The 26,504-nt window shown below is 65.4% G+C and carries 24 protein-coding genes and 1 tRNA gene; 12 read left to right on the forward strand and 13 right to left on the reverse strand.

Annotation, left to right across the window (positions count from 1 at the left end; translation table 11 throughout):
* Window positions 1-119: 119 nt before the first annotated feature.
* Window positions 120-293 carry a hypothetical protein gene (locus BHE01S_RS38560; RefSeq protein WP_165822956.1) on the reverse strand — a complete coding sequence of 58 codons (174 nt, stop codon included), beginning with the start codon at window positions 291-293 and terminating at the stop codon, window positions 120-122.
* A 104-nt stretch (window positions 294-397) separates the two neighbouring features.
* Between BHE01S_RS38560 and BHE01S_RS37355 the strand changes: the two genes are divergently transcribed.
* Window positions 398-595, forward strand: a complete 198-nt coding sequence (locus BHE01S_RS37355) for a hypothetical protein (protein WP_084069443.1) — start codon at window positions 398-400, stop codon at window positions 593-595.
* Between the two features lie 25 nt (window positions 596-620).
* Here the strand turns inward: BHE01S_RS37355 and BHE01S_RS31350 are convergent, their stop codons facing one another.
* The 4 genes from BHE01S_RS31350 to BHE01S_RS31365 all read right to left on the reverse strand — a co-directional run bounded on the left by BHE01S_RS31350 (window position 621) and on the right by BHE01S_RS31365 (window position 4,767).
* Complete coding sequence (locus BHE01S_RS31350; RefSeq protein WP_042270975.1) at window positions 621-1,973, reverse strand: MATE family efflux transporter; 1,353 nt, start codon at window positions 1,971-1,973, stop codon at window positions 621-623.
* The gene (locus BHE01S_RS39380) at window positions 1,970-2,278 is read right to left on the reverse strand and encodes a DUF2288 domain-containing protein (protein ID WP_042270977.1); all 309 of its coding nucleotides are present in this window, start codon (window positions 2,276-2,278) and stop codon (window positions 1,970-1,972) included. Before BHE01S_RS39380 ends, BHE01S_RS31350 begins: the two co-directional genes overlap by 4 nt.
* A 658-nt stretch (window positions 2,279-2,936) precedes the next feature.
* Window positions 2,937-3,668 carry a peptidoglycan DD-metalloendopeptidase family protein gene (locus BHE01S_RS31360; protein WP_042270979.1) on the reverse strand — a complete coding sequence of 244 codons (732 nt, stop codon included), beginning with the start codon at window positions 3,666-3,668 and terminating at the stop codon, window positions 2,937-2,939.
* Between the two features lie 184 nt (window positions 3,669-3,852).
* Window positions 3,853-4,767, reverse strand: a complete 915-nt coding sequence (locus BHE01S_RS31365; protein WP_042270981.1) for an aldose epimerase family protein — start codon at window positions 4,765-4,767, stop codon at window positions 3,853-3,855.
* Window positions 4,768-5,266: 499 nt separating this feature from the next.
* On the opposite strand from BHE01S_RS31365, the gene BHE01S_RS31370 reads away from it, so the two are divergent.
* Together BHE01S_RS31370 and BHE01S_RS31375 are read left to right on the forward strand one after the other, a co-directional pair.
* The gene (locus tag BHE01S_RS31370) at window positions 5,267-6,097 is read left to right on the forward strand and encodes an undecaprenyl-diphosphate phosphatase (RefSeq protein WP_042270983.1); all 831 of its coding nucleotides are present in this window, start codon (window positions 5,267-5,269) and stop codon (window positions 6,095-6,097) included.
* A 114-nt stretch (window positions 6,098-6,211) separates the two neighbouring features.
* Window positions 6,212-6,288, forward strand: a tRNA-Arg gene (locus BHE01S_RS31375).
* 81 nt (window positions 6,289-6,369) lie between these two features.
* Here the strand turns inward: BHE01S_RS31375 and BHE01S_RS31380 are convergent.
* Window positions 6,370-6,855, reverse strand: a complete 486-nt coding sequence (locus BHE01S_RS31380) for a PH domain-containing protein (RefSeq protein ID WP_167337725.1) — start codon at window positions 6,853-6,855, stop codon at window positions 6,370-6,372.
* A gap of 206 nt (window positions 6,856-7,061) precedes the next feature.
* Window positions 7,062-8,645 carry an acid phosphatase gene (locus tag BHE01S_RS31385; RefSeq protein ID WP_407669575.1) on the reverse strand — a complete coding sequence of 528 codons (1,584 nt, stop codon included), beginning with the start codon at window positions 8,643-8,645 and terminating at the stop codon, window positions 7,062-7,064.
* Between the two features lie 283 nt (window positions 8,646-8,928).
* Between BHE01S_RS31385 and BHE01S_RS31390 the strand changes: the two genes are divergently transcribed.
* The 3 genes from BHE01S_RS31390 to BHE01S_RS31400 all read left to right on the forward strand — a co-directional run bounded on the left by BHE01S_RS31390 (window position 8,929) and on the right by BHE01S_RS31400 (window position 11,306).
* Entirely contained in the window at window positions 8,929-10,347 is a 1,419-nt protein-coding gene (locus tag BHE01S_RS31390; RefSeq protein WP_084069451.1) for a cytochrome-c peroxidase, read from the forward strand.
* A 103-nt stretch (window positions 10,348-10,450) separates the two neighbouring features.
* Complete coding sequence (locus tag BHE01S_RS31395; RefSeq protein WP_042270987.1) at window positions 10,451-10,849, forward strand: RT0821/Lpp0805 family surface protein; 399 nt, start codon at window positions 10,451-10,453, stop codon at window positions 10,847-10,849.
* Between the two features lie 7 nt (window positions 10,850-10,856).
* On the forward strand, window positions 10,857-11,306 hold the full coding sequence (locus BHE01S_RS31400; RefSeq protein WP_042270989.1) for an NUDIX hydrolase: 450 nt from the start codon (window positions 10,857-10,859) through the stop codon (window positions 11,304-11,306).
* A gap of 86 nt (window positions 11,307-11,392) precedes the next feature.
* On the opposite strand, the gene BHE01S_RS31405 is transcribed toward BHE01S_RS31400, so the two are convergent.
* Window positions 11,393-13,111: a glutamine--tRNA ligase/YqeY domain fusion protein gene (locus BHE01S_RS31405; protein ID WP_042270991.1), complete on the reverse strand. Its 1,719-nt coding sequence runs from the start codon at window positions 13,109-13,111 to the stop codon at window positions 11,393-11,395.
* 150 nt (window positions 13,112-13,261) lie between these two features.
* On the opposite strand from BHE01S_RS31405, the gene BHE01S_RS31410 reads away from it, so the two are divergent.
* Window positions 13,262-13,825, forward strand: a complete 564-nt coding sequence (locus BHE01S_RS31410; RefSeq protein WP_084069455.1) for an RBBP9/YdeN family alpha/beta hydrolase — start codon at window positions 13,262-13,264, stop codon at window positions 13,823-13,825.
* A 15-nt stretch (window positions 13,826-13,840) separates the two neighbouring features.
* Here the strand turns inward: BHE01S_RS31410 and BHE01S_RS31415 are convergent, their stop codons facing one another.
* The gene (locus BHE01S_RS31415; protein WP_042270993.1) at window positions 13,841-15,061 is read right to left on the reverse strand and encodes a CaiB/BaiF CoA transferase family protein; all 1,221 of its coding nucleotides are present in this window, start codon (window positions 15,059-15,061) and stop codon (window positions 13,841-13,843) included.
* 325 nt (window positions 15,062-15,386) lie between these two features.
* Between BHE01S_RS31415 and alaS the strand changes: the two genes are divergently transcribed.
* Window positions 15,387-18,011 carry an alanine--tRNA ligase gene (gene alaS / locus BHE01S_RS31420; protein ID WP_042270995.1) on the forward strand — a complete coding sequence of 875 codons (2,625 nt, stop codon included), beginning with the start codon at window positions 15,387-15,389 and terminating at the stop codon, window positions 18,009-18,011.
* An 82-nt stretch (window positions 18,012-18,093) separates the two neighbouring features.
* Here alaS and BHE01S_RS31425 read toward each other — a convergent pair whose 3' ends face one another.
* On the reverse strand, window positions 18,094-19,035 hold the full coding sequence (locus BHE01S_RS31425) for a LysR substrate-binding domain-containing protein (protein ID WP_042270997.1): 942 nt from the start codon (window positions 19,033-19,035) through the stop codon (window positions 18,094-18,096).
* A 97-nt stretch (window positions 19,036-19,132) separates the two neighbouring features.
* Here BHE01S_RS31425 and BHE01S_RS31430 point away from each other — a divergent pair, with 97 nt between their 5' ends.
* The 3 genes from BHE01S_RS31430 (at window position 19,133) to BHE01S_RS31440 (ending at window position 21,467) form a co-directional block, all read left to right on the forward strand.
* The gene (locus BHE01S_RS31430; protein WP_042270999.1) at window positions 19,133-20,350 is read left to right on the forward strand and encodes a YbfB/YjiJ family MFS transporter; all 1,218 of its coding nucleotides are present in this window, start codon (window positions 19,133-19,135) and stop codon (window positions 20,348-20,350) included.
* A gap of 93 nt (window positions 20,351-20,443) precedes the next feature.
* Window positions 20,444-20,974: an NUDIX domain-containing protein gene (locus BHE01S_RS31435; RefSeq protein WP_042271001.1), complete on the forward strand. Its 531-nt coding sequence runs from the start codon at window positions 20,444-20,446 to the stop codon at window positions 20,972-20,974.
* 52 nt (window positions 20,975-21,026) lie between these two features.
* On the forward strand, window positions 21,027-21,467 hold the full coding sequence (locus BHE01S_RS31440) for an acyl-CoA thioesterase (RefSeq protein ID WP_042271003.1): 441 nt from the start codon (window positions 21,027-21,029) through the stop codon (window positions 21,465-21,467).
* On the opposite strand, the gene BHE01S_RS31445 is transcribed toward BHE01S_RS31440, so the two are convergent.
* The 3 genes from BHE01S_RS31445 to BHE01S_RS31455 form a co-directional block, all read right to left on the reverse strand.
* The gene (locus tag BHE01S_RS31445) at window positions 21,464-22,384 is read right to left on the reverse strand and encodes an ATP adenylyltransferase family protein (RefSeq protein WP_042271005.1); all 921 of its coding nucleotides are present in this window, start codon (window positions 22,382-22,384) and stop codon (window positions 21,464-21,466) included. The genes BHE01S_RS31440 and BHE01S_RS31445 overlap by 4 nt on opposite strands.
* Window positions 22,385-22,390: 6 nt before the next feature.
* Entirely contained in the window at window positions 22,391-22,876 is a 486-nt protein-coding gene (locus BHE01S_RS31450) for an adenosine-specific kinase (protein ID WP_042271007.1), read from the reverse strand.
* A 199-nt stretch (window positions 22,877-23,075) separates the two neighbouring features.
* On the reverse strand, window positions 23,076-24,338 hold the full coding sequence (locus BHE01S_RS31455) for an MFS transporter (RefSeq protein ID WP_042271009.1): 1,263 nt from the start codon (window positions 24,336-24,338) through the stop codon (window positions 23,076-23,078).
* Window positions 24,339-24,775: 437 nt separating this feature from the next.
* On the opposite strand from BHE01S_RS31455, the gene BHE01S_RS31460 reads away from it, so the two are divergent.
* Complete coding sequence (locus BHE01S_RS31460; protein ID WP_042271011.1) at window positions 24,776-26,458, forward strand: methyl-accepting chemotaxis protein; 1,683 nt, start codon at window positions 24,776-24,778, stop codon at window positions 26,456-26,458.
* Window positions 26,459-26,504 lie beyond the last annotated feature (46 nt).

Raw genomic sequence — 26,504 nt, forward strand, 5'->3', positions numbered from 1 at the left:
CGCGGCAAATAGAGGCCGGCTGATCATCCATTGAATGATGCAGCACCCCCCACAGCCAGTTCGACTGGCCGCGATGAGATTCAGGCAAGGGGCGCGCCGACGCGATGCCGACGCTGGGTTCAGTGCCTGCGGCGTACCCGGTCGAGCACGTGATGCTCGGCTAGCCAGTGATGCATCATGCCTTCGCCGTCGTGCTCTTTCCGGTAGGCACGCGATTCAAAAATCGATAGCCCAAGCAGAACCAGCAGACCCACAGCAAGACCGATCAGACCCGCAATAGTTTCGGCATCCATGGCAGCCTCCTGTCGATTGCAGCCATGTCCGTATCTTAGAACAGTGTCGCAACGGAACAAATAGCGAGTTCGGCCGCTTCGCTACCGGATGGAGCGTCGGACGGATGACCATTCGGAAAGGATTTGAGACGATGTACCGTGTTTATCTGGCCCTTGCAATGGCCGCTTTGCTTTCGGCGTGCGCCGACAACGCAACGACCCACCGCCATGGCACCCCGCCGCAGGATCCGCCCGATTACCATGGTGTGCCGACCGATGATCGGCCGCCAATGATGATAGACAACCCGTCGCCTGCTCAGTAAGCGCCGACGCCCGGCGCGAGCGCCGTCAGCGCAACTGCACAGAGACGGGCACGATCGCGCCGCTGATGCGGGGCAGCAAAGGCGAAAGCGTCAGACCGCGCGCGGCCATGAAGACGAGCAGGGCGATCCACAACCCATGATTGCCGAGCGGCCCGACCAGCGCCCAAGATGCGCATAGAAACACAGCCAGCGACACCGCCATGGCTTGCATGAGTTCGCGCGTGCGCGTCGCGCCGATGAAAACGCCGTCCAGCAAAAAGCCCCAAACGGAGATGAGCGGCGAAAGCGCGGCCCATGGGAGGAATGCCTGGGCGGCGGCGCGCACTGCCGGCTGGTTGGTTAGCTGCCCGATGATCCACGGACCGCAGGCCCAGTAGACCAGAGAAAAACCGAAGGCACCCAGCGCGGCCCAGAACAGATTGACTTTCACGGCCTGGCGGAACGCATGGCGATTACCTGCGCCGATCGCCGCGCCTACCAGCGCCTCGGCCGCATGGGCGAACCCGTCGAGACCATAGGCCATGAAGGTCTGGAAGTTCAGGAGCAGGGCGTTCGCGGCAAGGATCGCGTCGCCCTGCTTCGCGCCGAGATGCGCGAACCATCCAAACGAGCCCAACAGACAAAGCGTTCGGAGAAAGATATCGCGATTGATTGCGACGAGGCGCTTGAGCGCTGCCGGCTCGAGCACGGTTTGCAGCGCGAGCGGCGCGAGGGCGCGAGGACGAAGCATCCACAGCACACTGGCGCCGAAGACGAACCCGAGTGTATCGGCCGTAGCCGTCGCAGCGCCGATCCCGGCGATGCCCCACCGCAGCCCATACACATAGGCGAGCACCGCACCGACGTTCGTCAAATTGATAAAGATCTGCGAAAGCAGCGCGATGCGCACGCGCTGAGTGCCGAGGAGATATCCGAGCACGACGTAGTTCGCCAAAGCGAAAGGCGCAGAGCCGATACGCGCAAGGCAGTAGATCCCGGCATTACGTTGGACGTCTGCGCTACCGCCAATGGCGGCAAGCGTGTACCGGATCAAGGGCGATTGAATCAGCAGGATCGCCGCGCCGATCGCAAATGCCAGCAGCAGAGCGCGCACGACATTCGCGCGCAATGCGGGGAGGTCGCGGGCGCCGTAGGCCTGTGCAACGAGTCCCGTCGTTCCCATGCGCAGGAAGCCGAAACCCCAAAACACGAAGTTGAAGAACAAGCCGCCCAGTGCAACGCCGCCAAGATCGGCCGCGCTGCCGAGGTGGCCCGCCACAGCCGTATCGACGGCGCCGAGAATCGGCTGCGTGAGATTGGCGAGGACGATGGGAAACGCGAGCGTCAGCACGCGTCGATGCCAGTCTCGCCGGTCGGGCAGGGCCTCGGCGCTGCTCAAGCGCGTTCCTGCACGCACACCCAGGGCGAGACGACGACCGCCCACAACTCCGGCTTGCGCGCCGCGTAATCGGCTGCGGTTTCTCCCGGCATGCGTGCGACGAGGCCCGAAGACAGCCATTGCATGACGACCGCACTGTCGTCGTTGGCGATGGCCTCCGCCACGCTGACGAGGTCGAGGTCGCGCGCCACGCTCAGCAACTTGCCTTGCGCGAAGAAACGTTCGAGATCCTGCCAGTCGATCCTGGCGGTTTCGCCGAGCAGCTTGGCGTACGTCGAACTGGGGTTGGCGTCTTCGATAGTCATGGTGATTGGAAATTCGTTGCGGCCAATACTATAAACGATAGTCCGTCTGCCGACCGGCGACCGGATGGCGAACGCCGAATCTGCGGTATTAATCACATTAATAAGTCGATATCCAGGCTCGTGGCGGCAAAATACAGACAATAAGACACATTAAATCAGCCAAACATCTGATCTAAGCGCGCTGCGAATTGGTGTTTCAAATCTGTACGCCACACCGAATAAATGCATTGTTGCGTGCGCTTGCACACTAAAGCCGGTTGCTTCGAAAATGCGAAAAGCGCCGCACTTTAAACCGGCGATCCGGCCTCGCAAAATCCCTCGGCAAGGCTGTGTGCTTCAGCCGGATTGGCCCGTCCAGCAAGCCTTTGCACCGTTCGTTGACTTGTCGCGATGTGTCAATGAGGCGTGCGATCTTATGCGCATCCCCCCTTGATTCGGCATCCTCATTCGTTGCTGAAAAGTGATGCGACACATAATCCGTGCGCCGTAGCACATTTTCGCGCTAATTAAGTGATTGCGCCGCAGGAAGCGCGTTGATAGATTGCGATTCGGCGCATGGTAAACCGGTCCTTTGCCGATATGCGCCAAACCCCCGTTAGCCCGGCGCCATGCCGGGCTTTTTTTTGTCTATTGATTTGGCTACCCGTAACGGCGCGTCTCAACGTGCGGGAAGTTCGCGAGTCGGATCGATCGAGCGTCCCTGATATCGCAGCTCGAAATGCAGCATCACGCGATCGTTGTCGCTGCTGCCCATTTCCGCAATCTTCTGCCCCTGGGCGACGCTCTGACCTTCCTTCACGAACAATGCCTGATTGTGCGCATAGGCCGTCAGGTAATCGCCGCTGTGCTTGATGATCAGCAAGTTACCGTAGCCACGCAGCCCATTGCCGGCATAGACCACGGTGCCGGGCGCGGCGGCGACGATGGGCGTGCCGGCGGCATTGGCGATGTCGATACCCTTCGAGTTGCGGCCGTCGAAGCTGTGGATGACCTGGCCGCTGGTTGGCCAGACGAGCGAAATCGACGGTGCGGCAGCCGTCGAAGTTGCGGATGAAGGCGCGGATGTCGCAGCCGCCGTGTCGGCACTCTCGCGCGGGGCAGTCGCTGCGCCACGCGGCACGCCACCAGTGCGGGCGCTCGCTGTGCCGGCGGGCGGTTCGACGCGCAGGACCTGGCCGACTTCAATGGCGTCGGGGTTCGACAGATTGTTCCAGCGCACGATGTTCTGCACGGACTGACGATTGCTGCGCGCGATCTTGTACACGGTGTCGCCGCGCTCCACGCGATAAAAGCCAGGGCCAACCGGAGCCGATCCGCACGCCGCGAGTAGCGCAACGAGCGCAGCGCATGCAACCCGTCTAATTCCTGGTGCCAATATTGAACCTCGCATGACCTTACCTCGACGGACTACGATCCGCCGTGCTGGCAAAACGTCTGATTTTAGCGGGTTTGCAAACGCAACTGGGGCTTTGCCTGACGAATGACTGACGAGAACGGCAACATCTATACCGGCACCGGCACCGGCACCGGCACCGGCACCGGCCCCAGCACGGCACGGCACCGGTGCCGCGTGATCAGCCGCCGAGCGCCTCGACACCGATGCGCAGCGTCGCCGTCTCCGTCTGACCCGGTGCGAGCCAGCGCAGGCCGAGGCCGTTGTGGATCGCGTTGGGCAGACCAAGCCAGGGTTCGACGCAGTAGAAGTCAGAGTCCGCGGCTTCCGTCCAGGTCGTGACCGCATACCAGGGAAGCGAACCGGGCCGGTTCAGATCGATCGTCACCGCGCGGGCGAGTCCTGGTGCTGCGAGGCGCACTGGCGTGGTGGGCGGCGTTGGCTCGAGCACATGGAAGCGGTCGATGATGCTTGCATCGTCGAGCCTGTATTGCGCCTTGCCGGGTTCGGGCGCACTGATCGAACCGTCCGCGAGTTGATAACGGCACTGGCTAGCCGGCAGGTCGAGCGTCGTCTGCGCGCGCTGGGCATGGGGCAAGGCGAAATAAAAGTGATGGCCCGCGTACCAGGGAAGCGGATCCGGGCCGGTATTGGTCGCGGCGAGCGTTACGTCGAGCGTATGCGCGTCGGCCAGCCGGTAGGCCGCTTCGAAGCGAAAGGAGAACGGGTAGCCTGCGCGCGTGTTTTCTGAGTCGACGAGCGTCATCCGCAGGCCGTGCCCATCGTGGTCGACTTGCGCCGCGAACGGCAGGTCGCGCGCGAAGCCGTGCATCGGCAGATCGCGAACCACGCCTTGGGCGTCGCGCCAGCGTCCGATCTGGCCGTCCACGCGATGGCGGCCAAGGAAGGGGAAGAGCAGCGGGTTGCCGCCGCGCACGCGTGCCGGCTCGGTCCAGTTCGCATTTTCAGGCCACACGATGACGGGCTGGCCGCCGACGTGCCACGAAAGCAAACGGCCGCCGGCCCACGGCGCGAAGCGCAGCGTCGAAGCACCGCGAGTGAGGGTGAGTATGTCCTGTTCTGGATGGGCGTTCATGGGCGGGCCTGGAATGGATGGAAGGAGAGTGGCGCGTTTGCGCTGGGCAGACGCGGATTTTGCGCCGCTTTCTGATGCGTGAAAACCCTCGTCGGGAAAGCGTGGGTGTCGTTGACCGACCAGAGTCAGCATAATTCGCATGACCGTGCGGTAGCGCACAGAGCATTTTCGCAGGAGACCTCCCCATGGACCTCGCAATGGCAATGAGCATGGCTCTGTTCAGCCTCTTTGTCGGCAGCAGCGCGTATTTCTTCTACAAAATGGCGCGCTGATCGCGCCGCGTTCCGTCCCTCCCTCGTTTGATTCCCGCGAGCGCGACACGCGCGTTCGCGCCAGAACCCCTGCATTCGCAGCCAATTTTGTTGCGACGCAGTAACTTTTCTGACAAATCCATCTTCATGCTTGGCGCTGCAATGCGGCCCAGGCATAATCGGTGCGCTTTGCCGCACCGGCTCCGCAACGGTCCGGCCCCTTACACCATCATTACGAGGATCCGCGCGTGAGTCTCTGGTTTCTATTTTTCCTGAGCGTGCTGCAAGGCGTCACCGAACTGTTTCCCGTGAGCAGCCTTGGCCATACGCTGCTCGTGCCGGCATTGTTCGGCATGCACATCGACAAGCACGCGCCGCAATTGCTGCCGTTCCTCGTCGCATTGCACCTGGGGACCGCCATTGCGCTGCTCTGGTATTTCCGTGAGCGCTGGGTCGCGTTGATCAGCGGCTTCTTTGCCTCGCTTGGCGGCCGCAAGAATGACGACGGGCACATGATGTGGGCGCTCATCATCGGTACGATTCCGACGGGTATCGTGGGCCTCGTGCTCGAAAAGCGCATCGAAGCCATCTTTCACGATCTGCGTATCGTCGCGGCTGCGTTGATGGTCAATGGCGTGTTGCTGTGGTTCGGCGATCGCCTCCAGCGTGCGCGCGCGCATCGTCCGCCCGAAAAACTCACGTTCCGCCAGGCATTTCTCGTCGGCCTTGCGCAGATTGGCGCGCTCATTCCTGGCTTTTCGCGCAGCGGCCTCACGATGATTGCCGGCAATGCAGCGGGCCTCACGGCAGAAAAGGCTGCGGAGTTCTCGTTCCTGCTCGGCACGCCGATCATCTTTGCGGCTGGCGTGCTCGAACTGCCCAAGCTTTTTCACGCCCGCGATCAGCTGATGACTGCTGTCGTTGGCGGCGTGCTCACGGGTATTGCGGCGTGGCTGAGCGTGAAGTTCCTCATGAGCTATTTCGAGGGACGCGGGCGCCTCGCTTCGTTCGGTGCGTATTGCCTGATCGCCGGCGCGATTTTCCTCGGCTGGTTCGCGTTGCATCAGCAGCCGGTCTGATTCGGCCGCGAAGGCCTTGGCAGGTGCGGCGAGCGAGGCGCGACCGCATGAGACGATCGCGGTATAATCCAGCCCCGTCTTGGCGAGGCCCGCTTGCGGCCTGCGCACTTTCACGCGACAGTAGCTCAGCTGGATAGAGCATCGGCCTTCTAAGCCGAGGGTCGGGGGTTCGAGCCCCTCCTGTCGCGCCAGATCAATAAACAAAAAGCCCGGCCTTCACCGCTGGGCTTTTTGCGTTTTCACACATCGCGAATCCGCCCGATTCAAACCTCTCACGCTACGAGCCGCAACGGCACCGGCTCCTCGGCCGCCTGCGCGAGAAAAACCATGCGGCGAAACTCGTGCGGGTTCGCAATGCCGGGAATCGATGTAGCAATCAAGCCCCCGCCGCCAACGACGAGCGAACCATAGTCGAATATCCGGCCGATCAGGCTTTGCTCGATCCGCACGCTCTCAACTCGCGCGAGCGTCAACTCCACCGTTTGGCGGCGCACCACGCCGAACCTGGCCACCACGCGCTTGTTGGTCACGGCAAATTCCGTCTTCCACCAGGCGAGTAGCGACGCGCCGAATAGTCCCAGCCCTGCGGTAAAAAAACTCACCGCTGCGAGCGGCGACGTCCCCATGGTGCCGATGAGCACGCCCCAAACCATGAGCAAAAGGCTGAGTGTGATACGCGGACCCACCGCCCAGAAGCAGGGGTGTCCCTCGCAGACGATCCTTTCGCCTGCCAGGAGAGTCGATTCGACGTATTTCACAATGACCTCCGTCAAGTTTGTTGCAGTAATTAATTTGTAAGGTAATGCATCTTGTGGCGTAGGATCCGTGGTTAAACGTCGCGGTTCAGCGCCCCCGCTGGCGCATGATGCGCGCGAAAGCGACGAATCCGCGGAGCAATAAAAAGGGCAGCCCGTGGGCTGCCCGTCAAACCGGACAAGCAACGTCCGGCGCTCCATGGGAGCGCTTAGAGCTTGACGTCGAGTGCGTTAGTCAGATCGCCCATCGGCGGGGCGCCGTTGCTCTTGAGCGCGGCGTCGCGGTTGGCAAGTCCCGGCAGCGTGGGCAGCGAGAAGCGGCGCGTGATGAGGCGCAGGATCGAGGACGTGTCGTACTGGGTATGGTCGACGTAACCCTTCTTCGCGTACGGCGAGATGATGAGCGCCGGAATGCGCGAGCCCGGACCCCAGCGATCGCCCTTGGGCGGCGCAACGTGGTCCCAGAAGCCGCCGTTTTCGTCGTAGGTGACGACCACGACCATGTTGTTCCACTGCGGGCTCTTCTGCAGATGCGCGATGACGTCCGCGACGTGCTGGTCGCCGCTAGAGACGTCTGTGTAGCCCGGGTGCTCGTTCAGGTTGCCCTGCGGCTTGTAGAACGCCACGGCCGGCAGCGTGCCGGCGTCGATCGCCTTGATGAACGCCGTGCCGTCCATGCCGCCGTCGAGCAGGTGCTTCGCGCGCGCGTCGGTGCCCGGCGCGTAGTTCGCGAAGTAGTTGAACGGTTGGTGGTGCGGCTGGAAGTTCGGCGCCGTCATGTTCGCGCCATAGATCACGCCCGAGGTGCTGTTCTGCGCGGCGCTCACGGCTGCGCCCCAGGCACCGCTGTACCACGCCCACGTCACGCCCGCGTTCGAAAGCAGATCGCCGATGGTCTGGGCCGTTTGCGCGGGCAGCGTGGAGGCGTTCGCCGGGTCGGCCAGGTTCGCGTCGCCGCCCGGAGCCGGTGCGTTGCCGCTCGGCTGATACGGCGGCTGCATCGTGTTGACCGCGTAGAAGTCCGGCGTCAGATTGCCCGACGTCACGAACTTCGGAGGGCCAATGAGCGCCGACTTCGGCGAGTTCGATGCGAGGGTGAGCGAGACGCCGTCGGCGTCCACGATCGAAATCGTCGGCTTGGCCGGGTTCGTGTCCGCGTTCGCGTAGTACGGCGTGCACGCGCAAATCAGCCACTGGTGATTCAGGAACGAGCCGCCGAACGCGCCCATGAAGAAGTTGTCGGCGAGCGTGTATTGCTGAGCGATCTTCCAGAGCGGCAGTTTTTCGGCACTCGTCGTGTAGCGTCCCATCACGAGACCGCCGGAGTCGCCGTAGGCAGCGAACATGTCGTTCTTGCCGCCGTGAATCTGCATCTGGTTCTCGTAGAAGCGGTGATAGAGGTCGCGCGTCGTGACCGAGAGCGGCACGTTGTAGCCCTTCGCGTCGTCGATGGCGAAGGGCGCATTCGGCATGTTCGCGGTCATCGCCGCGGTCACGGCGGGCGTGACACCCGTTTGCGTGAGACCGTTCCAGACGGTCGGCAGCGTGGCCAGCACGGAGCCGTCGCGGTCGAGCTGTTGCGCGCTTTGCGCGCTCACGTTCTGCAAGCCGTTGGCGCCTGGGAAGCTGCCGTACAGGTTGTCGAAGCTGCGGTTTTCCGCGTAGATCACGACGATGTTCTTCACCGACGAAAGGCCGGGCTTGCTGCTGTCGTTGCCGCCGCAAGCCGCGACGACCAATACCGACGCCGCTACGGCGATCGGCGTGGCATAGAACCATTTTCTGTTGATCATTTTTCTCTCTCGCGTTGGGGGCCCGCATGGAGGCCGGCGCGAATGACACCGGCCTTCGGGCGAGGCGCAGTGTCGCAATCGATTTTGACAGCGATATGTAAAAAATTACATTTAGCTTTTTCATTGCCTGTGAATGCATGACATCCGTCTTACGTCATGTCATTGGAGCGTCATATCCCTGACATATGCTTTCGCGACCTCGATGCGCGGATCAGCGCATCGGCATTCGCACTGCAGCGGCGCGCCACGCGCGCGGGCCGCGCTCAAGCTTCGGGGACCAGGCATGTTGCGTAGATTGGCGCGTCGTTCGACGCGAACGGAAGGTGAGGCGCGGGTTCGATCGCGTAGCGGCGCGCGCCGCCACGCGGGGCGCTTCGTGGCGGCGGCGGGACTGTCGTTGCTGCTGACGGCATGCGATGGCAGCACGTCCGCCTCCGCCGGCACCGAAGCGGCGGCCGGCGCTTCCGGCAGCGCTTCGCGCGCGCTCGATGCCAACGGGAATGCGCGCGCCGTACAGGGCGTGAAGCCGATAAAGATCGCGGCGTCGGCGCAAGGCGGACAGACGCGCGCCGAAGTCTATGCGCAGGTGCGCCGCATGACGGCGCTCGGCAAGCAGATGTTCTTCGACCCGTCGCTCTCGGGCTCCGGCAAGATGGCGTGCGCGTCGTGCCACAGCCCGGACCGCGCATTCACGCCGACGAACTCGCTCGGCGTACAGATCGGCGGCGCCGACATGCGGCGCCAGGGCATGCGCGCCGTGCCGACGCTCAAGTATCTGCAGGCGGTGCCGGCGTTCGCCGAGCACTACCACGACTCCGATGACGAAGGCGATGAAAGCGTCGATGCCGGTCCGACCGGCGGACTCACGTGGGATGGCCGTGTCGATCGCGCCTCGGACCAGGCGCGCATCCCGTTGCTCTCGACGTTCGAGATGGCGAGTTCGCCGAGCAAGGTCGCACAAGCCGTGCGCGCGGCGCCCTATGCCGGAGCGTTTCGCGAGGCTTTTGGCGCGAGCGTCCTCGCTGACGACGACGCGACTTTCAAGGCAGTCCTGAAATCACTGGAGACATTCGAGCAATCGCCCGAGGTGTTCTATCCGTACACGAGCAAGTATGACGCGTACCTGGCCGGCAAGGCCACGCTCAGCGCCGCCGAATTGCGCGGGCTGCAGCTCTTTAACGACGAGAAGAAGGGCAATTGCGCGAGCTGCCATATCAGCCAGCGCGCAAAGAACGGCGCGCCGCCGCAGTTCAGCGACTTCGGTCTGATCGCCGTGGGCGTGCCGCGCAATCGTGCGCTTGCCGTCAATCGCGACCGCAAGTTTTTCGATCTCGGCGCGTGTGGTCCGGAGCGCACGGACCTCGATCACCGCGCGCAATTTTGCGGGCTCTTCCGCACGCCGACGCTGCGCAACGTCGCGCTCAAGAAGTCGTTCTTCCACAACGGCATCTATCACTCGCTGGAAGACGTGCTGCGTTTCTACGCGCGGCGCGACACGAATCCGGAGGAGTTCTATCCGGTTGTGAAGGGCAGGGTACAGAAGTTCGACGACCTGCCGCAGCGTTACTGGGCGAATCTCAACACGGATCCGCCGTTCGATCGCAAGCCGGGGGACGAACCGGTGTTCAGCAACGCCGAAATCAAGGACGTGATTGCGTTTCTCGATACGCTCACCGACGGCTGGCAGCCGGGCGGGCATTGAGGAACTGGCCGCCGCCGGGTAGGCGGCCTTGCAGGGCGAGCCGAAAAAAGGGCGCGTGTTATGCTTTTCGCCGATTCGTTCAGTCCGCCGAGGAGAACACACGATGTCCAGCCTGCCCCGAACCCTTCACACGCTGAGCGCCCTGGGCGCGGCGCTCTTTGTCGCCGTTGGCATGGGCAGCGCGCATGCCGCCAATCTGGGCTTCCTGAACAACACGCCCATGTCGTTCATGAACCAGGCAGACTACAGCTCGCTGCAGAACGCCGTGCGCGATGCCGTCGAGCACAAGGCCGACGGCGAGGTCATGAACTGGTCGAACGAAGGTTCGCGTAACAGCACGCGCATCACCTCGACCATCACGCCGTCGAATACGCAAAAGGAAGGCGACAAGACGTGCCGCGATACGGAGGTCGTCATCAACGCGAAGGGCCAGTCGATGACGCTGCGTCCGCACTTCTGCCGCACGGGCCAAGGTGCCTGGGTTTTCCAGAAGCAGCACTGAGCGCGCGGTGAACGGCAAGATCGTTTCGTGCGGCATCGTGCTGCTCGATCCTGAAGGCCGCGTGCTGCTCGCGCACGCTACCGGCACGAATCACTGGGACATTCCGAAGGGACAGGGCGAGCCGGGCGAGACCGAATCGCAGAGCGCGCGCCGCGAGATGGTCGAGGAGACCGGCATCGACGTCGCGCCGTCGCGGCTCGTCGACCTCGGGCGCTACGTGTACCGGCGCGACAAGGACTTGCATCTCTTTGCCGCGCGCGCGGGTGCCGATGAACTCGATCTCTCCCGCTGCGTTTGCGTGTCGCTGTTTCCGCGCCGCGAGGACGGCGTGATGATTCCGGAGATGGACGCCTGGCGCTGGACCGCGCCCGGCGAAGTCGATCGCTACGCGAGCCGCAGTCTCGCGCGGCTCTTTAACACGGCGCTCTCGCTCGCGGAACTGCACCGCGGACTTTAGGCCGCTATCGTTAGCCGCTGCCGAAATGAAAAGGCCCGCACTCGTTCGTGCGGGCCTTTTGCTTGCCGGCGGACGCGGCGAGTCGCTTACTTGCCCCAGCTGTCGCGCAGACCGACGATGCGGTTGAATACCGGCGCCCCCGGCTTCGAATCGTAGCGGTCGGCGACGAAGTAGCCATGGCGCTCGAACTGGTAGCGGTCTTCCGGTGCGGCGTCGCGTGCACCCGGTTCCAGATACGCCTGCACCACGCGCTTCGAATCCGGATTCAGCGCTTCGAGGAAGTCGCGGCCGCCCGCGTCGGGCTGCTCTTCGCGGAACAGGCGATCGTAGAGACGCACTTCCGCCGGGCACGCATGCGCCGCGCTGACCCAATGAATGTTGCCCTTCACCTTGTAGTTGTTCGCGCCTTCCGTGCCCGACTTGCTGTCCGGGAAGTAGTTGCAGTGCACGGCGATCACGTTGCCGTTCTCGTCCTTGTCCGCGCCGGTGCATTCGATCACGAAGCCATAGCGCAGACGCACCTTGTTGCCCGGGAACAGGCGGAAATAGCCCTTCGGCGGCGTTTCGTTGAAGTCCTCGCGCTCGATCCACAGCTCGCGCGAGATCGGGAACGTGCGCAGGCCGCGTTCCGGATGATGCGGATGCACGGGGGCCGTGCAGTCCTCGCTCCGGCCTTCGGGATAGTTGTCGATGATGAGCTTGAGCGGATCGAGCACGGCGGCCGTGCGCGGCGCCTTGTCGTCGAGGTCGTCGCGCAGGGCGCCTTCGAACACGCTCATGTCGATCCACGAATCGACTTTCGTCACGCCGATGCGCTCGCAGAAGAGCTGGATCGCTGCGGGCGTGAAGCCGCGGCGGCGCACGCCGACGATGGTCGGCATGCGCGGGTCGTCCCAGCCTTCCACGTGGCCTTCGGTCACCAGTTGCAGCAGCTTGCGCTTGCTCGTGATCGCATAGGTCAGGTTCAGGCGCGAAAACTCGATTTGCTGCGGCAGCGGGCGCGTGAACACGCCGGCGTCGGCCAGTTCGTTGAGCACCCAGTCATACAGCGGGCGATGGTCTTCGAACTCGAGCGTGCACAGCGAATGCGTGATGTTTTCCAGCGCGTCCGAGATGCAGTGCGTGTAGTCGTACATCGGGTACACGCACCACTTGTCGCCGGTGCGGTAGTGATGCGCGAAGCGGATGCGATAGATCACCGGATCGCGCATGTTGAAGTTCGGCGACGCCATGTCGATCTTCGCGCGCAGCACATGGGCGCCTTCCTCGAATTCGCCCGCCTTCATGCGGCGGAAGAGGTCGAGATTTTCGTCGACGGAGCGATCGCGGAACGGCGAGTTCTTGCCGGCTTCGGTGGCCGAGCCGCGGTTCGCGCGCATCTCTTCCGGCGACTGGCTGTCGACATACGCGCGGCCGCGCTGGATCAGCAGTTCGGCGAACTCGTAGAGCTTGTCGTAGTAGTCGCTCGCGTAGAAGAGGTATTCCTTGTCGCCCTTCTTCCACTCGAAGCCGAGCCACTCGACGGCGTCGATGATGGAGTTGACGTACTCGACGTCTTCCTTTTCCGGGTTCGTGTCGTCGAAGCGCAGGTGGCACACGCCGCCATAGCGCTTCGCCACGCCGAAGTTCAGGCAGATGCTCTTCGCGTGGCCGATGTGCAGATAGCCGTTCGGCTCCGGCGGGAAGCGCGTTTCGACACGCTGCGCCCACTTGCCCGACTGGTTGTCGTCGTCGATGATGTTGCGGATGAAATTGGATGCCGCAGGCGCGTCCGTGCGGTCGGCGTCTTTACGTTCGGTATTCATGCGAAAAGGGAGTCGTTCGAGGGCACCCGTCAAAAGGATAAAAGCGCGTAACCGGGCACCCGATGGTGTCTTCCATTCTACCTGACGCGACCGGCGGTGCCAGTCCCGGTGCCGGATCGTCGCGCGGACCACAACAAGCGAGGCAAAAAGGTGACAACGAGTAACACGGCTGTGCTGGTGCTGCCGGGCTATATGGATTCGGGACCGGGGCACTGGCAGACGCGCTGGGAAGCCGCCCACGCGGGCTTTGCACGGGTGCAGATGCCCGACTGGATGCACCCGGACTGCGAGGCGTGGTGCGCGGCGCTGGAGGTTGCGGTACAACGCGCGCCTGCTGGCGTGCGCTTCGCCGCTCACAGCCTTGGCTGCCTGACCGTGGCGCATTGGGCTGCGCATCACGCGAGCGCGGCGACGCGCGCGAAGGTGGCCGGCGCGCTGCTGGTGGCGCTGCCCGATCCGCACGGTCCCGAATTTCCGCGCGACGCGCGGGGCTTCGATCCTGTGCCGCTGGCCGCGTTGCCGTTTCCGGGCGTCGTAGTCGCCAGCAGCGACGATCCGTACGGCGCAGTGGCGTTTTCGCAGCGCTGCGCGCAGGCGTGGGGAAGCCGCTGGATCGACATCGGCGCGCGCGGGCACATCAATGCGGACAGCGGGCTCGGGGACTGGCCGCAGGGGCTGGCGTGGCTGATGTCGATGGGCAGGGAGGGCGGCTAGGCGGGCGCCCACGCGTTACACGACGCCCTTGCTGCGCAATGCCGCCACCTGCTCCTCGCCATAGCCGAGCACTTCGCGCAGTACCGCCTCGGTATGCTCGCCGAGCGTGGGCGGATGGCTCGCCACGCGCGGCGGCGTTTCGCTCATGCGGATGGGATTGCCTACGAGCCGCGCCATGCCGCCCGAAGGATGCGGCACGTCCACCTGCAGCCCGCGCGCGATCACCTGCTCGTTCTCGAACACTTCGGCGAGATTGTTGATCGGCCCGCACGGCACGCCTGCGGCTTCGAGCATGCCGATCCAGTCGGCTTTCGTGCGAGTGCGGATCAGGTCGGCGACGATCGGCACGAGCGTATCGCGATGGCGCACGCGCGCCGGATTGGTCGCGAAGCGTTCGTCGTCGGCAAGCTCGGGCCGGCCCGCCACTTCGACGAACTTGCGAAACTGCCCGTCGTTGCCGACGGCGAGGATGATCCAGCTGTCGCTCGTCTGGAACGCCTGATAGGGCACGATGTTGGGATGCGCGTTGCCCCAGCGCGTGGGCGGATTGCCGCTCGCGAGGTAGTTCGAATTCATGTTCGCGAGCATCGCCACCTGCACGTCGAGCAGCGCCATGTCGATGTACTGGCCCACGCCCGTGCGGTCGCGGTGCGCGAGCGCCGTCAGCACGGCGATGGTCGAATACATGCCGGTCATGAGGTCGGCGATCGCGACGCCGGCCTTTTGCGGACCGCCGCCGGGCAGCGCGTCGCGCTCGCCGGTGATGCTCATGAAGCCGCCCATTCCCTGCACGATGAAGTCATAGCCCGCGCGCGAGGCGTAGGGCCCGGTCTGGCCGAAGCCGGTGACCGAACAGTAGACGATGTCGGGCTTCACCTCGCGCAGCGACGCGTAGTCGAGGCCGTATTTCTTCAACTGGCCTGCCTTGTAGTTTTCCAGCACGACATCGCTTTGCGCAGCCAGCTCGCGCACGATGCGCTGCCCCTCCGGGGTGGCGATATCCACCGTCACCGAGCGCTTGTTGCGGTTCGCGGCGAGGTAGTAGGCGGCCTCGGCGGTGTCCGCGCCATCGGGCGTCTTCAGGTAGGGAGGGCCCCAGTGGCGCGTGTCGTCGCCGGCGCCGGGGCGCTCCACCTTGATCACGTCGGCGCCGAAGTCGGCGAGCGTCTGGGCGCACCATGGGCCGGCGAGGACGCGGGTGAGGTCGAGTACGCGGATATGGCTCAGAGCGCCCATGCTGTGTCTTCCAATGTCGTTTCAAAGCGGGCCGCAAGCGCGAGTTGCGCGCCGGCCGATGCCGCCCATGGTAAGCGAAAAGGCGCGGTCTGCGTCAATATTCGGTACGGGGTTTCGCACCGCGGAACAAGTCGCTCGGCCGTTGCGTTGCCGCGCGCCCTGTCGCGCCCGTGCAAACCGCGCCGGACGCGCCGCCGCGAGCGCGCGGCGATCCCGTATAATCGTTCGATTCAGCAGCGGGGTTTGCATGAGCAAAGCGAGCCCCGAGCGCGACCACGACAAAGATTGCAGCACCGTACGCCCCAGGAAGGACCCAACGCACGCCATGAAAGCCGCCGACATCCGCGAGAAATTCCTCAAGTTCTTCGAATCGAAGGGCCACACGATCGTGCGCTCGTCGAGCCTCGTGCCGGGCAACGACCCGACACTGCTCTTCACCAACTCGGGCATGGTGCAGTTCAAGGACGTGTTCCTCGGCACCGAGAAGCGCCCGTACACGCGCGCCACGACCGCGCAGCGCAGCGTGCGCGCGGGCGGCAAGCACAACGACCTCGAGAACGTCGGCTACACGGCGCGTCACCACACGTTCTTCGAGATGCTCGGCAACTTCTCGTTCGGCGACTATTTCAAGCGCGACGCGATCCACTACTGCTGGGAACTGCTGACCCAGGTCTACGCGCTGCCGGCGGAGAAGCTCACGGTCACCGTCTACAAGGAAGACGACGAAGCCTTCGACATCTGGGCGAAGGAAATCGGCGTGCCGGTGGAGCGCATCATCCGCATCGGCGACAACAAGGGGGCGCGCTACGCCTCGGACAACTTCTGGCAGATGGCCGACACCGGTCCCTGCGGTCCGTGCTCGGAAGTGTTCTACGACCACGGCCCGGAAATCTGGGGCGGTCCCCCGGGCTCGCCCGAAGAAGACGGCGACCGTTTCATCGAGATCTGGAATCTCGTGTTCATGCAGTTCAACCGCGACGCCCAGGGCAACATGACGCCGCTGCCCAAGCAGTGCGTCGACACGGGCATGGGGCTCGAGCGTCTCGCCGCGGTGCTGCAGCACGTGCACAGCAACTACGAGATCGACCTGTTCCAGAATCTCATCAAGGCGGCTTCGCGCGAAACGAACACGCCTGACCTCACGAACAACTCGCTGAAGGTCATTGCCGACCATATCCGCGCGTGCTCGTTCCTGATCGTCGACGGCGTGATTCCCGGCAACGAAGGCCGCGGCTACGTGCTGCGCCGGATCGTGCGCCGCGCGATCCGCCACGGCTACAAGCTCGGCCAGAAGAGCGCGTTCTTCCACAAGCTGGTCGCGGATCTCGTCGCGGAAATGGGCGCTGCCTACCCGGAACTCGCCGAAGCGCAGCAGCGCGTGACGGACGTTCTGCGCCAGGAAGAAGAGCGCTTCTTCGAGACCATCGAGCATGGCATGTCGATTCTCGAAGCCGAACTCGCGGACCTCGAAGCCAAGGGTCACAAGACGCTCTCGGGCGAACTCGCGTTCAAGCTGCACGACACGTACGGCTTCCCGCTCGACCTCACGGCCGACGTATGCCGCGAACGCAACGTCACGGTCGACGAACCGGCGTTCGACGAAGCGATGGCGCGTCAGCGCGAACAGGCGCGCGCGGCAGGCAAGTTCAAGATGACCCAGGGCCTCGAATACTCGGGCGCGAAGACGACGTTCCACGGCTACGAGGAAATCGCGTTCGACGACGCGAAGGTCGTCGCGCTCTACGTGGACGGCGCATCGGTCACCGAAGTGAAGATGGGCCAGGACGCCGTGGTCGTGCTCGACCACACGCCGTTTTACGCGGAGTCGGGCGGCCAGGTGGGCGACCAGGGCGTGATCTCGAATGCGAGCATCCGTTTCGCCGTGGCCGATACGCTGAAGGTCCAGGCCGATGTGAGCGGCCACCACGGCACGCTCGAGCAGGGCACGCTGAAGGTGGGCGACGTCGTGAAGGCGGAAATCGACGCCATCCGCCGCGCCCGCACGGCACGCAACCACTCGGCTACGCACTTGATGCACAAGGCGCTGCGCGAAGTGCTCGGTTCGCATGTGCAGCAGAAGGGCTCGCTCGTCGACGCGGACAAGACCCGCTTCGACTTCGCGCACAACGCGCCGATGACGGACGACGAAATCCGCCGCGTGGAGCAGATCGTCAACGCGGAAGTGCTCGCGAACGCGCCCGGCATCGTGCGCGTGATGTCGTACGACGATGCGGTGAAAGGCGGCGCGATGGCGCTGTTCGGCGAGAAGTACGGCGACGAAGTGCGCGTGCTCGACCTCGGTTTCTCGCGCGAGCTGTGCGGCGGCACGCACGTCACGCGCAGCGGCGACATCGGCTTCTTCAAGATCGTGATGGAAGGCGGCGTGGCAGCGGGCATCCGCCGCGTGGAAGCGATCACGGGCGACAACGCCGTGCGCTTCGTGCAGGAGCTCGACGCGCGCATGAACGCGGCCGCAGCGGCGCTCAAGGCGCAACCTGCGGAACTGACGCAGCGTATCGCGCAGGTGCAGGACCAGGTGAAGTCGCTGGAGAAGGAACTCGGCGCGCTCAAGTCGAAGCTCGCATCGAGCCAGGGCGATGAGCTCGTGGGGCAGGCCATCGAAGTGAACGGCGTGCACGTGCTGGCCGCGACGCTCGATGGCGCCGATTCGAAGACGCTGCGCGAGACCGTGGACAAGCTCAAGGACAAGCTCAAGAGTGCGGCGATCGTGCTGGCGGCTGTGGACGGCGGCAAGGTCAGCCTGATCGCGGGCGTGACCGCGGAGGCGAGCAAGAAGGTCAAGGCCGGCGAACTGGTGAACTTCGTCGCCCAGCAGGTCGGCGGCAAGGGCGGTGGCCGTCCCGACATGGCGCAGGCAGGCGGCACCGAGCCGGCCAACCTCCCGGCGGCGCTCGCCGGCGTGAAGGGCTGGGTCGAAGCGAAGCTGTAATCCGCGCGGCGCGGCGTGAACGCCGCTTTGCGACGCAGAAGGGCTGTCCACGAGGACAGCCCTTTTTTGTTTCCCGCGCGGCTTATATGGCCGGAAGGCCCGCGGGCGCGGCTGCAGCTTCCCCCGCCCATGGCGACGCCGCGCTGCCCGTGCGCTGCGCGTGCTCGAGCAGCGCGTCCTTCAACGCGCCGAGCGCGGGCGAAAAGTGGCCCCGCCGCCAGGCGAGCAGCGTGTCGATCTGGCCGAGCTTGCCGAGCGAATGCGTCGTGACCTCGTCGGCGCCGCGCTGCAGTTCGAGCACCGAGCGCGGCGCGACGGCCACGCCCGCGCCCGCCGCCACACATGCGACGATCGCGTGATACGACCCCAGTTCCAGCACGCGCGAAGGCCGGATGCCGTGCTCGAGGTACCAGCGCTCGACATAGGCGCGATACGTGCAGCCACGCTCGAACGCGACGAGCGTGGAGAGTGCGATGTCGCCCGGCTGGCGGATCGGCCGATGGCCGCGCGGCGTGAGCATCACGAGGTCTTCGCGATAGACCGGCACGAACTCGAACACCTCGGCGTTCGGGAGACCGTCGAGCGGAGTGGCGATCAGCGCGGCATCGATTTCGTATTCGCCCAGGCGCTCGATCAGCGTGCCGGTCGTGCCCGTTTCCAGTTCGAGCGTGACTTCGGGCCAGGTCTGGTGATAGTGCGCGAGCAGGCCGGGCAAACGGCTTGCTGCAGCGCTCTCCATGGTGCCCAGGCGCAGGCGTCCCGCCGGGCGCCCGGCCTTGAGCGCATGGCGCGCTTCGTCGGCGAGCGCGAGCAGGCGCTCGGCGTAGGGCAGCAGCGTTTCGCCGGCGGGCGTGAGAATCAGGCGGCGGCCCGCGCGCGTGAAGAGCGGCGTGCCGAGCTGATCTTCGAGCTGCCTGATGCGCGTGGTCACGTTCGACTGCACGCGGTTGAGCTTGGCGGCGGCCCGCGTCACGCCGTTTTCCCGCACGACCGCCCGGAAAATCGCCAGTTCGGCGAGGTCCATAGTTCTCTCCTCGGGATGCATCGATTCATGATAATTCATTTTTCGTGAACGATAGAATCGCCTACGATGGTCGGCAGTGACTTGATCCGCTGATCTCATGAACGACTACGTCCCCGGTACCGTCCACGTTTGCGAGCCGCGCCCGCATGCCGGACGCCGCGCGGCGCTGGCCTGCATGGTGACGCTCGCCGTCGCGCTGGGCGTCGGGCGCTTCGCCTTTACGCCGCTCCTGCCGCTGATGCTGCACGGCGGCGCGCTCGACCTGCGCCACGGCGGCTGGCTCGCCTCGCTGAACTACGCCGGCTACTTCGTTGGCGCGATCAGTTGCGCCGCGCTGCGCATGGCGCCCGCGAAGATCGTGCGCGCGGGCCTCGTGGCCACCGTGCTCCTTACGCTCGCGATGGGCTTCACGCAGCAGTTCTGGATCTGGGCGGCAGTGCGCTTCGTGGCGGGCGCGGTGAGCGCGTGGACATTCGTATTCGCCTCGCAGTGGGGCCTGCGGCGGCTTGCGCAGCTCGGCGCGAACGAGTGGGCAGGCGTGATCTACACCGGTCCCGGCATCGGCATCATCGCGACCGGGCTGTTCGTGAGCGCGGCCGGCGGTCTCGGCGCGCGCGCGGGCTGGATCGGCTTCGGGCTGATCAGCGCGCTCTTCGCCGCGCTCGTCTGGTCGGTGTTTGGCGATGACATGCGCGCGCTCGCGCCGCGTTCCGCCACGCGTGCCGCGGCAAGCGTCGCGCACGCGCAGCGCGCCGACGCCTTCTGGCTCGTGCTGCTCTACGGCGTGCCGGGCTTCGGCTACATCATCACGGCGACGTTCCTGCCCGTGATCGCGCGCCACGCGCTGCCCGGCTCGGCCTGGCCCGACCTGTTCTGGCCGATGTTTGGCGCAGCGCTGATCGCCGGCGCCCTGCTGGCTGCGCGCCTCCCGTTACATTGGGACAACCGGCTGATGCTGGCGCTCGCCTACGTGCTGCAGGCCGTGGGCATCGCGCTCGGCATCATCTGGCCCAACGCGGCGGGCTTCTCGTTCGGCAGCGTGTTGATCGGACTGCCGTTCACGGCGATCACACTCTTCGCGATGCGCGAGGCGCGTCTACTGCGCGGCGAGCGTGCCGCCGCGCTGATGGGCTATGCGACGGCCGCCTATGGCGTCGGGCAGATCGCGGGGCCGCTCGTGGCTGCGCCGCTCACGGCGTCGACAGGTTCGTTCTCGCCTTCGCTCTGGCTCGCGGCCGGTGCGCTCGTGGCCGGCGCAATCGGGCTCGTATGGCGGGCCCGGCATACACGCGAGGTCGCACGCCGACTCCGATAGCACACTAGAATGGACGCTTTCGCGCGAGGCCGCGAGCGTGTCCGCCGGGCCGCGCGGCCGGTTTCCAGCGCCATCGACCCGTGCCTTTTCCTCATGAGCGACTACCAGTTTTGCCCGCGCTGCGCCACGCGCCTGACCGAGCGCACCGATCCCGCCCACGAAGGCGGCCGCGTGCGTCTTGCCTGCCCGGACCACGCCTGCGGCTACGTGCACTGGAACAATCCGCTGCCCGTCGTGGCGGCGATCATCGAGTATGAGGGCCGCATTCTGCTCGCCCGTAACGCCGCCTGGCCCGAAGGCATGTTCGCGCTCATCACCGGCTTTCTCGAAAACGGCGAGACCCCCGAGGAGGGCATCGCGCGCGAAGTGCACGAAGAAACCGCGCTGCGCGCCGAGAGCGTCGAACTGGTCGGCGTGTACGAGTTCATCCGCAAGAACGAGCTCATCATCGCGTATCACGTGAAGGCGTCGGGCACGATCGCGCTGTCGCCGGAATTGCTCGAATACCGCCTCGTCGAGCCCGCGAAGCTGCGGCCGTGGCGCGCGGGCACGGGCCAGGCGCTCGGCGAATGGATGCGCCGGCGCGGCCTGCCGTTCGAGTTCGTCGAGCGTCCAGGCCAGTGACGGCCGCGCGCCGGCAGACGCTTTCCCTCCACGCCTTCCCTGGATCGCTTCGATGAACCGACCCGTCACCGTCCCCCGCTCCGGCTATCGTCATTTCCTGCCAATCGGCACGCGCTGGATGGACAACGATGTCTACGGCCACGTGAACAACGTCGTCTACTACAGCTACTTCGACACCGTGGTGAACGAGTATCTGATTCGCGCGGGCGCGCTCGACATCGAGCACGGCACGACCATCGGGCTCGTCGTCGAAACGCAGTGCAACTACTTCGCGCCGCTCGTGTTTCCGGAGCGCGTGGAGGCGGGGCTGCGCGTCGCGCGTCTCGGCTCGTCGAGCGTGCGCTACGAGGTCGGGCTTTTTCGCGAAGGCGAGGGCGCGCCCGCGGCGCAGGGCCATTTCGTGCACGTCTACGTCGAGCGGGCGACGCGGCGGCCCGTGAGCGCGTTGCCCGACGCGCTGCGCGCGGCGCTCGAGCCGCTCGTCGTCGGCTAGGCGCCCCTCAGCGGCACGCTTACGCGTTCGAGCGCCGTCATCGGCCCGAGCCGTGCGAGCGTCTGCAGTTGCGCTGCATCGCGCACGAAGAACGAGCCGGCAAAGCCGAGCGAGTTGACCGAGATCCCTTCGACACATTCCGTCGTGCGGGGCACCACCAGCATCCACCGGCGCGTGACGAGCAGGTTGTAGGGCGCGCCCTGATGCGCGAGCCCGTCCACGTCGATAGCGGGCACGCCCGCCGCGTCCAGCAGCGCGCGATAGCAGTCGAGTGCGACATGCGCGGCATCTTCCGCTGGGCCGAGGCCGGGACCGAGATCGAGGCGCGCGAACGCATGGCGAAACGCGAGCCCCGGAACGATCGCCATGGGACGCGCGCCGTGGACCGACTGCGCGCCGCCGAGCAGCGCTTCGAGTGGCGCCGCGCGAGGCGCATCGCCTGCGAGCGGCAGCGGCACCATCTGCAGATGCTTGTGCGGCTGGCTCGCGCCCGCGGCCGCGCCGCCGTTGTAGAACCCGAGTCCGTCGATCTCGCGCAGCACCGCTATGAGCGCGGTGAAGTCCGCCGCGTCGAGCAGCGCTTCCTGGGGCTCGTAGCGGCGCGTCACGATCAGCAGATGCCGGTCGATCACATTGAACTTGTTGAGCAGCGCAACGTGTGTGGGCGAGAGGTCGCCGACGAATAGATCGGGCTCGTAAGGCAGGAACGGGTCGCGCGGGGGCTGCGGAACGGACGAGATCGAAGTCTGCGGCGTGAGCCGCGCCGCCTCCTTGCGCGCGAGATTCTCCGCCACCCGCACGGAGAAACGCATGCCGCCATCGTCGATGAAGGTATGCGCCGTCTCGATGGGATGGAGCGCGCCGCACGCGAGCGCGTGCGCCGTCTGCCGCTCGATCGCCGCGCACAGCGTCGTCATCGGCGCTCAGGCCTTGTAGCCGATTGCGCGCAACAGGTCCTTGCGCCAGCGCACGTCGTCTTCGGCCTCGACGCCCAGCGGCGGCATGCCGTCCACCACGCCGACGATGCCGCGCCCCTGATCGGTTTGCGCGATCAGCACCTGCGTGGGGTTCGCGGTGGCGCAGAAGATGCGGCAGACCTCGGGCACGGCCTTGATCGTGTTGAGCACGTTGACGGGGAAGAAGCCGTCGCCGAGAAAGATGATGAAGCTATGGCCCGCCGCGATGCGCAACGCGTTCTGCGTCGCCATTTCGATGAGCGCGTCCTGCGTGCCCGAACGCCGCACGAGCCGCTTGCCCGACGCTTCGCAGAACGCGATGCCGAACTGGATGCCCGGCACCGTGCCGTAGAGCGCCTCGTGCAGATCCTCGACGGATTTGATGAAGTGGGTCTGACCGAGGATGAAGTTGGTGGCTTCGGGCTTTTCGATCTCTACCGTGGACAGTTGCATGGCGGACCTCGCGCGCGGGCGTCTCGAAAGCGCCGTCTTTCGCCGGGCCGAAGGGGCTGGCTGGCGGGTGGCGGCGGCCAACCACAAGCCTAGTACGAAGTCGCCGCAAGGCAAAGCGTGTGCAGGCGCACAACGAACAACGGCCGGCGCCCCGAGGGGCGTCTGGCCGTTTTGCCGGGCGACGCGCGCGCCGCTGCGCCTACGCGGTCTTCTTCGCGCGCCTGCCTTCCACCTCGGGCAGCATCACGGTGAGGATGCCGATGAGCGGCAGGAACGAGCAGACCTTGTAGACGAAGCCGATGCTGGTGGCGTCCGCCAACTGGCCGAGCACCGCCGCGCCGATGCCGCCGAGGCCAAACGCGAAGCCAAAGAAGAGGCCTGCGACCATGCCCACCTTGCCCGGAATCAGTTCCTGCGCATACACGAGGATGGCCGAGAACGCCGAGGCCAGCACCACGCCGATGATCACCGTCAGCACGCCGGTCCAGAACAGGTTGGCGTAGGGCAGCAGCAGCGTGAAGGGCGCGACACCGAGAATCGAACCCCAGATTACATACTTGCGGCCGATGCGGTCGCCTACCGGACCGCCGATGATCGTACCCGCGGCAACGGCGGCGAGGAACACGAACAGATGGATCTGCGCGGCCTGCACGGAGAGGTGGAAGCGGTCGATCAGATAGAACGTGAAGTAGCTGTTGATGCTCGCGAGGTAGAAGTACTTCGAGAACACGAGCAGCACGAGTACGCTCATGGCGATCGCCACGCGCTTGCGCGAGAGCGTGACGAGCGGCACCTCGGCGCGCTTTTTCTTCATCGCGGGATGGGCCTTGTACCAGCGGCCGATCTGCGTGAGCACGACCATGCCGACGAGCGCCGCCACCGAGAACCACGCAATGCTGCGCTGGCCGTGCGGAATGACGATCGCGGCGGCAAGCAGCGGCCCGAGCGACGTGCCCGCATTGCCGCCCACCTGGAAGAGCGACTGCGCGAGGCCGTGGCGGCCGCCCGATGCCATGCGGGCCACGCGCGACGACTCCGGATGGAACACCGACGAGCCGCAGCCAACCAGCGCCGCTGCCACGAGCAGCACGCCAAAGGTCGGCGCAACCGACATCAGCAGCAGGCCGCACAGCGTGAAACCCATGCCGACGGGCAGCGAGTACGGCAAGGGCCGCTTGTCGGTGAACACGCCCACGAGCGGCTGCAGCATCGAGGCCGTGATCTGGTAGGTGAGGGTGATGAGACCGATCTGCGTGAACGACAGCGAGAAGTTGTCCTTGAGCATCGGGTAGATGGCGAGGATCAGCGACTGGATCATGTCGTTGAGCAGGTGCGAGAAGCTGATCGCACCCAGCACCGAATAGACGGTGCGTTGCGCCGCGCCCGCAGCGGGGGCGGCAACGGCCGCGGACGAACCCGCGGCGGCGCCGGGCAAGGCGCGCTTGTCGAGACTGGTTTCCATGTTTTCGGCAGCAGCAGAGAGTATTCAGCGGGCACCACGCCAGGCGGGCAGCGGCGACGGCATGAAAGGACATGTATAAGAGTTATGAGCGCAGTGTAATGTGTCTTGCTCGAACCGTACGGACAAGATTTGTCGAGAATCGGACACCGATGGGACACGGTTGCCCTGCGGCCCAATGTCGCAAAGGCTGGAGCCAAACCCGAAAATGGGTCCGTTATTTTTGGCGTCTCATTTTGGCCGTGTATAAACCGCCGATGTGCGCGCCCACGAGGTGCGCAATACGGGGCCGGAATACGAGCCGCACCGCGCGCCGCAGGGTTGACGGCGGGGTTAAAGATTGCGCGACGGTGTGCCGTAGACCGGAGTTGAGGCGTAACGCAAATCACGAACGATGGCGTTAGGCCGGACAACGAGCAGAGACGCTGGAGACCGAAAAGATGAAAGCAGTATCGCAAGGCGGCAGGCACGCGGGTTTCGTGCCGCAGGATCCGGCAGGCAGCGCAGCGCATGCGCAGCCACGCAAAACGGGACGCGCCGGTGCGGCAACGCGCAGCTCGCGGCTTTCCGTGAAGGTCACACTGCGCCTCGCCTTCGCGCTGGTGCTGATCGGCACGCTCGCCATCGGCGCCATCTCGCTTGCGCAAGTCAGCCGTCTCAACGGCTCGACGCAATCGATCTACGAACAGGGCTACGTCGCGAGCCGCGCCGCCGAGGAGGCGCGCGGCCACGTGCTGCGCGCGAGCCGCGCGCAGAAGATGCTGCTCACCGCGACCACGGCGCGCGAGCGCGACGAGCTGGGCCAGGACATCGACAAGGATCTTGGCGCGCTGGAGCACGGCATGGGCCAGCTGCAGCAATACGCGCAGGAGCAGGGCGGCGACGCGCTCGCACTGCAAAAGAAGCTCGCCGATGCGACCACGGCGTGGAGCGGCCATCTGCGCGATTTCGTGACGCTCGTGAAGCAGCAGCCACTCGATCTCTCGCAGATGAGCTGGCAGGTGGGCACCCAGGACGTCTCCTTGCTCGTGGAGACCGGCAAGCTCGAAACGCTCGTCGACGACCTCGTCGCGCAGCGCGGCACGGCCGCGAAGGCGACCCTCGCGAAGGCCGAGTTCATCTTCAAGTCGTCGTTCGTGATGATGGCCGTGGCGACTGCGGCCATGTTCGTGCTCGCGTTCTTCGTGAGCGAATGGGTCGTGCGCCGCATCGCCCGGCAACTGGGCGGCGAGCCCGCGCACGCCAAGGCCATCGCGGCCCGTATTGCCACTGGCGATCTCGCCCAGCCCGTCGCGCTTCACGCACGCGACGCGGCGAGCATGCTGGGTGCGCTGCGGGACATGCAGAAGGGGCTCTCGGTCACGGTGGCCGAGATCGCGGCCAGCGCCGAGGCGATCGCCTCGGCCTCGGGTGAAATCTCGACCGGCAATCTCGATCTGTCGCGCCGTACCGAGGAACAGGCCATGGCGCTCGAGCGCACGGCGAGCAGCATGGAGCAACTCACGTCCACGGTGCGCCTGAACGCCGAAAACGCCGAACAGGCCAGCACGCTCGCGGGCAACGCCTCGGCCATCGCGGAGAAGGGCGGCTCGGTGGTGGGGCGCGTGGTCGCGACGATGCAGGAGATCAACGACAGCGCGAAGAGCATCGCCGACATCATCGGCGTGATCGAGGGCATTGCGTTCCAGACCAACATTCTCGCGCTCAATGCGGCCGTGGAAGCCGCGCGTGCGGGCGAAGAAGGGCGCGGGTTCGCCGTGGTGGCGGGCGAGGTGCGCAGCCTCGCGCAGCGCAGCGCCGCGGCGGCCAAGGAGATCAAGGCGTTGATCGGCGCGTCCGTCGAGCGCGTGTCCAATGGCTCGACGCTCGCGCAGGACGCGGGTTCGACGATGGACGAAGTCGTGAAGGCCGTGCGGCGCGTGAACGACATCATCGGCGAAATTTCGGCGGCTTCGCGCGAGCAGCGCTCGGGCATCGAGGAAATCAGCCGCGCGGTCACGCAGATGGACGCCGGCACGCAGCAGAACGCGGCGCTCGTGGAAGAGGCGACTGCCGCCGCGCAATCGCTCGACGATCAGGCGAAGGTGCTCAAGCGGCTGGTGGGGAAATTCCGGCTGGCTTGATGCCCTAGCCGCTCGTTGCGGAACAACGAAAAAACGCCGCGTGGTT

This window comes from Paraburkholderia heleia NBRC 101817 (genome assembly GCF_000739775.1).
Taxonomy (GTDB): Bacteria; Pseudomonadota; Gammaproteobacteria; order Burkholderiales; family Burkholderiaceae; genus Paraburkholderia; species Paraburkholderia heleia.

What these genes read in the sequence shown, in the direction of transcription:
- BHE01S_RS31425 (WP_042270997.1), bottom strand. Translation starts at nt 19,035, where the DNA reads ATGGACCTCGCCGAACTGGCGATTTTCCGGGCGGTCGTGCGGGAAAAC.
- BHE01S_RS31395 (WP_042270987.1), top strand. Translation starts at nt 10,451, where the DNA reads ATGTCCAGCCTGCCCCGAACCCTTCACACGCTGAGCGCCCTGGGCGCG.
- BHE01S_RS31435 (WP_042271001.1), top strand. Translation starts at nt 20,444, where the DNA reads ATGAGCGACTACCAGTTTTGCCCGCGCTGCGCCACGCGCCTGACCGAG.
- BHE01S_RS31430 (WP_042270999.1), top strand. Translation starts at nt 19,133, where the DNA reads ATGAACGACTACGTCCCCGGTACCGTCCACGTTTGCGAGCCGCGCCCG.
- alaS (WP_042270995.1), top strand. Translation starts at nt 15,387, where the DNA reads ATGAAAGCCGCCGACATCCGCGAGAAATTCCTCAAGTTCTTCGAATCG.
- BHE01S_RS31450 (WP_042271007.1), bottom strand. Translation starts at nt 22,876, where the DNA reads ATGCAACTGTCCACGGTAGAGATCGAAAAGCCCGAAGCCACCAACTTC.
- BHE01S_RS31445 (WP_042271005.1), bottom strand. Translation starts at nt 22,384, where the DNA reads ATGACGACGCTGTGCGCGGCGATCGAGCGGCAGACGGCGCACGCGCTC.
- BHE01S_RS31365 (WP_042270981.1), bottom strand. Translation starts at nt 4,767, where the DNA reads ATGAACGCCCATCCAGAACAGGACATACTCACCCTCACTCGCGGTGCT.
- BHE01S_RS39380 (WP_042270977.1), bottom strand. Translation starts at nt 2,278, where the DNA reads ATGACTATCGAAGACGCCAACCCCAGTTCGACGTACGCCAAGCTGCTC.
- BHE01S_RS31360 (WP_042270979.1), bottom strand. Translation starts at nt 3,668, where the DNA reads ATGCGAGGTTCAATATTGGCACCAGGAATTAGACGGGTTGCATGCGCT.
- BHE01S_RS31455 (WP_042271009.1), bottom strand. Translation starts at nt 24,338, where the DNA reads ATGGAAACCAGTCTCGACAAGCGCGCCTTGCCCGGCGCCGCCGCGGGT.
- BHE01S_RS31385 (WP_407669575.1), bottom strand. Translation starts at nt 8,645, where the DNA reads ATGATCAACAGAAAATGGTTCTATGCCACGCCGATCGCCGTAGCGGCG.
- BHE01S_RS38560 (WP_165822956.1), bottom strand. Translation starts at nt 293, where the DNA reads ATGGATGCCGAAACTATTGCGGGTCTGATCGGTCTTGCTGTGGGTCTG.
- BHE01S_RS31390 (WP_084069451.1), top strand. Translation starts at nt 8,929, where the DNA reads ATGTTGCGTAGATTGGCGCGTCGTTCGACGCGAACGGAAGGTGAGGCG.
- BHE01S_RS31415 (WP_042270993.1), bottom strand. Translation starts at nt 15,061, where the DNA reads ATGGGCGCTCTGAGCCATATCCGCGTACTCGACCTCACCCGCGTCCTC.
- BHE01S_RS31405 (WP_042270991.1), bottom strand. Translation starts at nt 13,111, where the DNA reads ATGAATACCGAACGTAAAGACGCCGACCGCACGGACGCGCCTGCGGCA.
- BHE01S_RS37355 (WP_084069443.1), top strand. Translation starts at nt 398, where the DNA reads ATGACCATTCGGAAAGGATTTGAGACGATGTACCGTGTTTATCTGGCC.
- BHE01S_RS31440 (WP_042271003.1), top strand. Translation starts at nt 21,027, where the DNA reads ATGAACCGACCCGTCACCGTCCCCCGCTCCGGCTATCGTCATTTCCTG.
- BHE01S_RS31460 (WP_042271011.1), top strand. Translation starts at nt 24,776, where the DNA reads ATGAAAGCAGTATCGCAAGGCGGCAGGCACGCGGGTTTCGTGCCGCAG.